We start from the raw sequence: 7603 nt of genomic DNA on the forward strand, positions 1-7603 counted from the left end.
ACTCGGCCGAGACCTTTGCCTTGTCGTGGCCATAGGGCAAAAGGTGCTCGTTCGGGATGCCGATCTTGGCGCCGATCTCCTGGATCGGTCTCTTCTTGGCGGCGCGCGCGATCTCGATGTCAGACTTCACTTCGGCCATGACGGCTTTCCTCTGGATTGGGCAGTGGAAGGGAGGGGTTCTATCATTCGTGCATGCTCGAAACGCCGCCCGGACGCAAGGGCATGTTCTAACCCTGTCGCAGTGACGGCGTCAACTTTCATGCAACTATGTTTCCTGCAAAGAAATAAATTGCTGTTCCCGGTCGACCTTCTAGGGGTCTTCGGCGCCCGGTCGTTGCGCCGTATAGAAGCCAGAGCGAATGTCGCTCCGCCGTCTCAAAACAGCCGCGCAATGCACGGAATGCGACAGACGCGACGGCGCAAATCCGCCAGCGCCCGGCCGTGGCCGCAGCGTTACTGGCTGAGCACGTTGCTGATCTCGACCATGTTGGAGCGCACGCGCAGGATATAGAAGCCCATGGTCGTCAGGTGCGTCGGCAAGAGCCAGCCGTCCTCACGGCCATTGGCGATGATGAAGGGCTGGATGCGCAGCGCCGAGACGAACTGCGCGTCCATCGTGTCCCACAAATTCTGCAGGTGCTTTTCCTTGATCACGTCGTCGAAATCGGCCTGAGCGCCCTTCATCAGGCCGTAATAGCCGTAGAGTTGGCCATAGGCGAACCAGAAGCGGTCGTCGGCGCGGAAGTCGAACCAGCCAGCGTTGTGGTTTTCCGCGCGCTCCTTGAGGATAGCCGAGGTCGAGCCGATGTCGGACGAGATGCGGTCGATATATTGCTTCAGATTGTCGGCACGGGCATCGAATGTCGCCTGGCAGGTGGCCAGCCTTGCGTTGAAGGAGCGCAGCTTGCGCACGGCGTCACGATAGTAGCTCGGCGTCGGCGTCTTGGGGCCGAACGGGTTCAAGCCGAAATACCAGGTCTCCTCGTCGAACTGCAGATTGCCGCGCGCATCCTGGAGGTCGGCGTCGATCTGCGAGGTCGTACGTACGCGCCCCAGATTGTCGGCGAGCTCGGTCGCCGTGCGCCGCACCGCCTGGTTGATGCCGCGCTGGAAGGAGGCCTTGTTGTCCATCCAGGGCGTATGGTCCCAGTCGATACCGAACAGGCCCAGCTTGTAGAGGATCATCGACGAGATCCAGGCATTCTGGTTGACGTTGAAGTCGGTAAGGTCCGCCGCCACCTGGGCGATCGCCGAATTGCCACAGGTCTTGGCGGTGTCGGTACCGGCGCCGGCCGAAACCTGCTCTCCCGCGGAAATGCCACGCTTCTCGAAGGTATATTTGTCGATGTAGTTCGGGTTGAAATTATTCCACCACTGGGTGGCGTAGAAGAAATTGGCGTAAAGGCCGATGAGCACCAGCAGGGCGAGGCCGACAACGGCCTTCAGGATCCAGCCGCGCTGCCCATACCAGCGGCCGACCCACATGAACGGCCACAGGATGATGCCGACGAGGAGGCCGATGCCGCGACCGATCCACTGGAAGATCTGGGTGAAGAAACTCACGATCGGATCAAGCATGGCTCTCTTCACCCCTCAGTCAGTCAAGCCGTAAAGGCGTGCGCGGAACGCCGCCTTGTCCTTCAAATATGTGGTTTTCAGAACGTCCACAACATGCGATCGCCAAGCGTCGCTGAAGTCGTCGAAGTCTTTGTAGAAACCCGGTTTATTGAAGACGTAGCGTGAGACGAAGTCCTGCGGCACGAAATCCGAGATCAGCTGGTTGGTGAGCCAGGCATCGGGATGATCGGGCTTGGCGCGCACGACCAGGAAGCGCTGGCGCGGCGGCACATCTTCCAGCTTCAGGTGGCCGAACTGGGCGATCTCGCGCTTGGCGGCGTTGAGGAACGGGAAATTACCGTCGCTGGCGATCAGGTCGGCATGGCCGTGGATCCAGGTCTGCAGCCAGACCTTGTCGACGTCCGTCAGGTTGCGGTTGGGTTCGGCGTCGCGGATCAGCGCCCGCACCACCATCTCGGCGCGATGCTCGAGATAGCCCGAAGCCTCGATCCAGGAGGCGCGCGGCAGTTCTAGTCGGCCGGTCGTAGCGAGGAATTTGAACACCTTGTCGGCGTCGTTGATCGAGAGGTAGCTTACCTGCCAGGGCCGCGAGCGGCGGAATCCTGGGGCCGCCGGATCGCAGATCACCGTCGTCATATCAGGATCGACAAAGACGTAGAGCCCGCCGAAATGGCTGGTCCAGTAGGCATTGTGGCGGAAGATCACTTGGTCGGGCACCAGCGCGTTCTCGCGGATGTCGCCGCAGACCTTGGCGAGATCGACCATGCGCTCGAGCATGGCGTTATCGCGCCAGGCGTCGGGCTCTTGCTTGAGCCGGTCCACCAGCTTGCCGAGCTCGGCCGCCTTGCCCAGCACGTCTTCCGCCGACAGCACCTTGAACTCGACCTGGTTGATCGACAGCAAATCCTCGATGTCGTTGACCTTGGGAACGGAGTCCTCGATCTCGCCGTAGATGACGTCCTTGATGGTCAGCGCGTCGATTGCGCGCTGGTTCTTGGACATGAATTCGAACATCAGCTGCGAGGTGTTTGAGAAGGCGGTGTGCACCACCGGCAGGTCGATCTGTGACGGCGTCAGGATGATGAAGCGGCGGTTGACCTCGTTGGGATCGAGATAGTCGTAGTCGCCGCACTCCTCGGCCACCTCGGGCGAGAAGCCGGTGCGGTCGATCTGGAAGCTCTTCAACTTGGTGGGCTCGAGGCCGAAGGCGACGAGCGCCTTGTTGTAGCGCTGGATGAGATGCGGCTCGTCGACTGCGAGCAGCCGGCCATAGATCAGCTCGTTGTCGCGCAGGAGGTCGGGTTTCTTGGCGTTTTTCACCCTTCCTTCTCCCCGTTTACGGGGAGAAGGTGCCCGAAGGGCGGGTGAGGGGCGCGGACTCCCCTTCTCCCCTTGTGGGAGAAGATGGATCGGCGCGAAGCGCCGAGACGGATGAGGGGTGTTGGCCGGAGTGCCGTCGGTGCCAAGCTGGAGCACCCCTCATCCGTCGCCTTCGGCGACACCTTCTCCCACAAGGGGAGAAGGGGGCGTTGGCGCAACTCAAGCATTCCACAAACCCTTCTTCTTCAGCTCCGTTGGCGCAACTCAAGCATTCCACAAACCCTTCTTCTTCAGCTCCTCCATCTCGCGCGCCGCGCGTTCGCGGAGCCGTGCGTCGCGCAAGAGCTTCTCCACCGCCGCATCGTCGGACTTGTCGGAGTAGCGGAATTCGGAATCGGCGTAGCGGTTGATCTCCTGCATGACCATGTCCATCGAGAACGGCCCGCGCAGTTCCTCGATCATCGCCTTCTTGTCGTCGTAGCTCTTGAGCATGAAGGCTTCCGGCTTCTCGAACCAGTCGTCCGGCAGCTCGATGTCCATGGCGCGCATCTTGATGGCGTCGGTGACATTCTTGATGGCGCGGCCGGTGAAGCGCGGCTCGGCGTCCTTGATCATGTGCAGGTAGGTGCCGATATCGGCCATGGTCTTCGGCGCGCCGTTCTCCTTCATGTAGCGCTCATAGACCTTCATCAGCCCGTCTTCCTGCGGCTTCTCGTGCTCCTCATAGGCTTCGGCCACGGCACGCTGGATCTCCTGCGCGGCATAGAGCTCGTGATCGCCCAGCGGGATCTTGTGGTTCTTGCCGGCAAGCAGCACGAAGATGTCGATGTAGTCATCGCGGGTCTGTGGGCCGTCGACCAGCCAGCGGGCGCCGGCGCGCTGGCGCAGCGCATCGTCGACGTTCTCGGGATAGTTGGAAAACATGCCGAAGGAGCAGTTGCCGCGCACCACGGTGGAAGCGCCGGCAAAAGCATCCATCAACACGCCGGTGATTTCCTGCTGGCCGGCCGACGCGCGGTCGTCGGAGCGGCGCGCCGCCACCTGGTCGATGTCGTCAATGGTGCCGAAGCCGATGGCGCGCGGGTTGAGCACATTGTTGATGAACTGACGGCAGTTCTGGCCGGACTTGCCCTGGTAGGACGAGATCTGGTCGACGCCGAAATTCTCGTAGGCGAAGGGATAGCCGGCAACCTGGCAGTAGCCGTTGACAAGGCCGGCGATCATCTGGATCAGCGTCGTCTTGCCGGTGCCGGGAGCGCCGTCGCCGATGAAGGTGAACAGGAAGCCGCCGAGCTCGACGAAGGGGTTCAGCTCGCGTTCGAAATCATAGGCCATCAGCATCTTGGCCAGCCTGACGGACTGGAATTTGGCGATGTGGTTGCCGACGACCTCTTCCGGCTTCTTGAAGGTCATTACCAAAGGTTTCGAGCGTTTGCCGGGCGCGACGTCGAAGCCGTCGAGGGTGAAGTCGTCGACGTCGATGCGGATATGCGCGTTCTCGAACGGGCCGATGCCATCGAAGCGGCCTTTTCGCGCGAGCAGTCCGTCGATGGCGACACGGGCGAAAGCACGCGCCCGCGTCATCAGGTCGGCATCGTCCTTCGAGCCGGCAATCGCCTTGTCGAGGCCGGCCACGATCGACTTCACCGCGTCCTGCGGCGTGTCGAACAGGAAGTCGGGTTCGGGACTATCGTTCGGCGCCTCGCCGTCGCTGTCGATCAGCTGATAGAGATAGGAGGCGAGGCTGAAGGCGGAAACATAGGCCGACGCCGACAAAAGCTTCTTGAAAGTTGCTGCCTCGTCGCCTTCGAGCGGCGCGCGCGCATTCTTCGCCTGCAGACCTTCGAGGTCGGAACCCTCGGCGAAGACATCCGCTATGGCAAGCGCGATCGCCAAGCTGCGCCGGGCCCGGAAGAGCAGCATGTGCTGAGGAATGGTCATCAACTGGTCGTCGGGATGGATCGCCGCCACCGTCTTCGTCAGCTCGACCTCGCGCGTGCGGCGCACCGAGCCGACCGAGACGGTCGAAACGAAACGGCGGTTGGTGCCGGCGAGCGCGGTGCCGGACTCGCGCGAGGGATCTTCCAGCACGACGATGCGGGTGATGAAGCTTTGCGCGGTGGCGCGGTGCTTTTCGATTGCCGCTTCCGAGATCGTGGTCAGCCCGGTGTCCATGAAGGATGCTCCGCGGTTGAAATCAGACGTCGCTGATGACCTGTCCGTTGGACAGGATGTGGACCTTGTAGCCGGAAAAGATCTTCTGCGCCTCGCCGGCGGCGTAGAGCGCCTGGTAGGCCTCGTGCGGGATCAGCGCGTGGTTCTCGTAGCTCGATACGCCCTGGCGCGCCGCTTCGAGGTCGTCGGTGTTGATGAAGAATTCCTGCGTCGTCTTCTCGCTGGAGAACAGGCCCTTGCGACCGGGCTTCTCGGACTTGGAAAAGACTTCCTGGATGGTCCATGTGAGCAGCCAGGCATTCTCCGGTTTGCGCACCTTGGTGAGCACCTCCGTCACCGTCGAATTGTTTTCGGTGATGCCGGCCGAATAAAAAGGACCGAGCACGACGCGGCGGAGCTGCTTGGGATGCAGCGGCTCGAAATCCTTGTCGAGATTGACCGCGATGGTCGCCGGCGACAGCGTGTAGGCCGAATTCTTCTCGGTGAAATCGTCGAAGCGGTGGGCAAGCTCGGGGTTGAGCAGGCCGTCGACGGGAAGCGGAATGTCGACCCGCTCGTTGAGCTTGCCGTTGGCGTCGACGAGCTGGCGCACCATGCTCTCGGAAGAGTCCTCGACCGTCACCATATAGACCAGCGGCAGGTTGGCGCTGCCGTCGAACGAGGCCCAGTGTACGAGGTAATAGGGCCGCATGGTCTTCGGATTGACCGAGACTTTGGCCGTCTGCGCCAGGATGAAGGGACCGAAGGTCGCCTCGCTCTTGACGTCCTCCAGATAGAGCCGCTCGGCCATCGACTTCTGAAGTGCGGCGGGAAACTCCTTATGGCGCAGGATGAAGTCGGCCATCTCCTCGCGCAGCTCGCCGGCCTGCGGGATGTTGGCGAGCCGAGCATCGGCCTGACGGCGGTCGTTCTCCAGCTCGAGCAGATTCTGGAACACAGGATAGCCGCTGTCGGCGCGCGAAATGCGGAACGTATCCACGTAGCCCAGCCGGTTGCGCCAGCAGGCAAAGGACTTGTCCAGCCGGGCGATGTATTCGGCGACGATCCTGGCGACGATGCCGTGCCGGTAGAGCGGCGAGCGGTCGTCGCGCATGAACACTTCCAGCCCGCTTAGCGCTGCGGTGATGGCGGAGAAATAGCGTGCCGCCGCTTCATTTTCGGGAGTCATGATACTGCCCTGAAGAATGCCGGCACGCCGCCTACGACTGCACGTAGTTGGCGGAATTGTGCTTCTTCATCACCTCGTCGAAGCGACGGGCGAAGGCGTCGTCGGCGAGCTTCTTGCGGCGTTGGATGTCGGCGCTGGCCACCATGTTCTTCTCGTGCATTTCCAAGAGATCGCCGATGTGCTTCTGCGAGGCGGCGCCGATGCCGGCCATCGTCTCTTCGGCCGTGTTGTCGACCTGGCTGCCCAGCGTGTTGATTTTGTGGGCGACGTCCTGCTGGGCGGCCGTCTTCAGCGAGTCTTCCAGCGCCTTGTAGAGGACGATGCGCTGCTCGGTGTCGATGGCCAGCTTGTTGATCAGCGTCGACTGCGCGGCGATCTGGTTGTTGAGGGAGTCCACAAACGTCTGGAACATCGAGGTGTAGCGCTCCAGCGTCTGGCTTTCGGCCAGCAGCTCCTGCTCCTTGGCCTGTTTCTCGTTGTATTCCGTCGCCATCTTCGAACGCTCGCCTTCGAGCTGGGTGCGCTCCTTCTGGCTGGTCGAAGCGGCGATCTTGTTCTCGATATCGAGCAGCATCGGATTGAGCTCCTCGATGCGCTTCTGGACCGTCTCGAGATTGGCCACGGTTGTCTTGCGGCGCTCGATCACCTGCGACAGGCTGGTTTCCGAGGTCTTGTAGCGCTGGTCGAGGATCTGCTTCTGCGCCTTGAGGATACCGACGATGGTGTCCGATTTCGCGAGTAGCTCCTGCAGATTGCCGGCGAGCGACATGTTGCGCACGCGATCGGTGCGCATGCGCTGCTTGCGCTGGGCCGAGAACACGCCGACGAAGTTTTCCCAGCCGGTGTAGTTCTTCATGCTCTCGAATTCGGCGCCGAAGACGTTGGTGGCGTCTTCCAGCCCGATGATCAGGTCGGCGATGTTGCCTTCCATCACCTTCTGCTGCTTCAGCACGTCTTCGATACGGGCGTTCTCGATGTCGAAATTGGCGTCGCCGATCTTCTTGTCGGCCTGGGCGAGCGTGTCGAGCACGGTGCCGGACTGCTCGATCTTGGTGCGCATGTCCTCAACGACCTGCTTGGTCTTGGCAATTTCGGCATCGAAATTCTGCAACGTCGCCATAGGGGCCTCCCGCTTCGGCATCCGGTTTCGTGTCGCACGTGGCGGCGAATATATGTGGGGCCTCAAGGGATTGAAAGAAGGAAGACAAGGAGAAGCGCCAAAACAAAAGAATTGGTTAGGCCCTTGAAAGACAAGGCGAGCATGCTCACGGCGCGAGTAATGCGCTTGGCCTTAAAACAGCTTTAGCTTATACGTAACCGGGGCAAAACCGGTGGTGTTGCGCGCGTGGATCTGCTGTTGGG

The 7603-nt window shown here is 61.4% G+C and carries 6 protein-coding genes; all 6 read right to left on the reverse strand.

Features of this window, described 5'->3' with window-relative positions; translation table 11 throughout:
- Window positions 1-139: formate--tetrahydrofolate ligase (locus AU465_RS24770; RefSeq protein WP_192254164.1), on the reverse strand; the 139-nt coding region annotated here is incomplete at its 3' end.
- Between the two features lie 314 nt (window positions 140-453).
- Window positions 454-1578: a DUF2333 family protein gene (locus AU465_RS24775; RefSeq protein WP_192254166.1), complete on the reverse strand. Its 1125-nt coding sequence runs from the start codon at window positions 1576-1578 to the stop codon at window positions 454-456.
- A gap of 15 nt (window positions 1579-1593) precedes the next feature.
- Window positions 1594-2898: a DUF6638 family protein gene (locus tag AU465_RS24780; RefSeq protein ID WP_192254168.1), complete on the reverse strand. Its 1305-nt coding sequence runs from the start codon at window positions 2896-2898 to the stop codon at window positions 1594-1596.
- Window positions 2899-3162: 264 nt separating this feature from the next.
- Window positions 3163-5073 (reverse strand): AAA family ATPase, encoded by a 1911-nt coding sequence (locus AU465_RS24785; RefSeq protein ID WP_192254170.1) that lies wholly within the window; start codon window positions 5071-5073, stop codon window positions 3163-3165.
- Between the two features lie 22 nt (window positions 5074-5095).
- Complete coding sequence (locus AU465_RS24790; RefSeq protein WP_192254172.1) at window positions 5096-6241, reverse strand: hypothetical protein; 1146 nt, start codon at window positions 6239-6241, stop codon at window positions 5096-5098.
- Window positions 6242-6272: 31 nt separating this feature from the next.
- Window positions 6273-7361 carry a hypothetical protein gene (locus tag AU465_RS24795; RefSeq protein ID WP_192254174.1) on the reverse strand — a complete coding sequence of 363 codons (1089 nt, stop codon included), beginning with the start codon at window positions 7359-7361 and terminating at the stop codon, window positions 6273-6275.
- Window positions 7362-7603: the final 242 nt, after the last annotated feature.

The organism is Mesorhizobium silamurunense (assembly GCF_014843905.1).
Taxonomy (GTDB): domain Bacteria; phylum Pseudomonadota; class Alphaproteobacteria; order Rhizobiales; family Rhizobiaceae; genus Mesorhizobium; species Mesorhizobium silamurunense.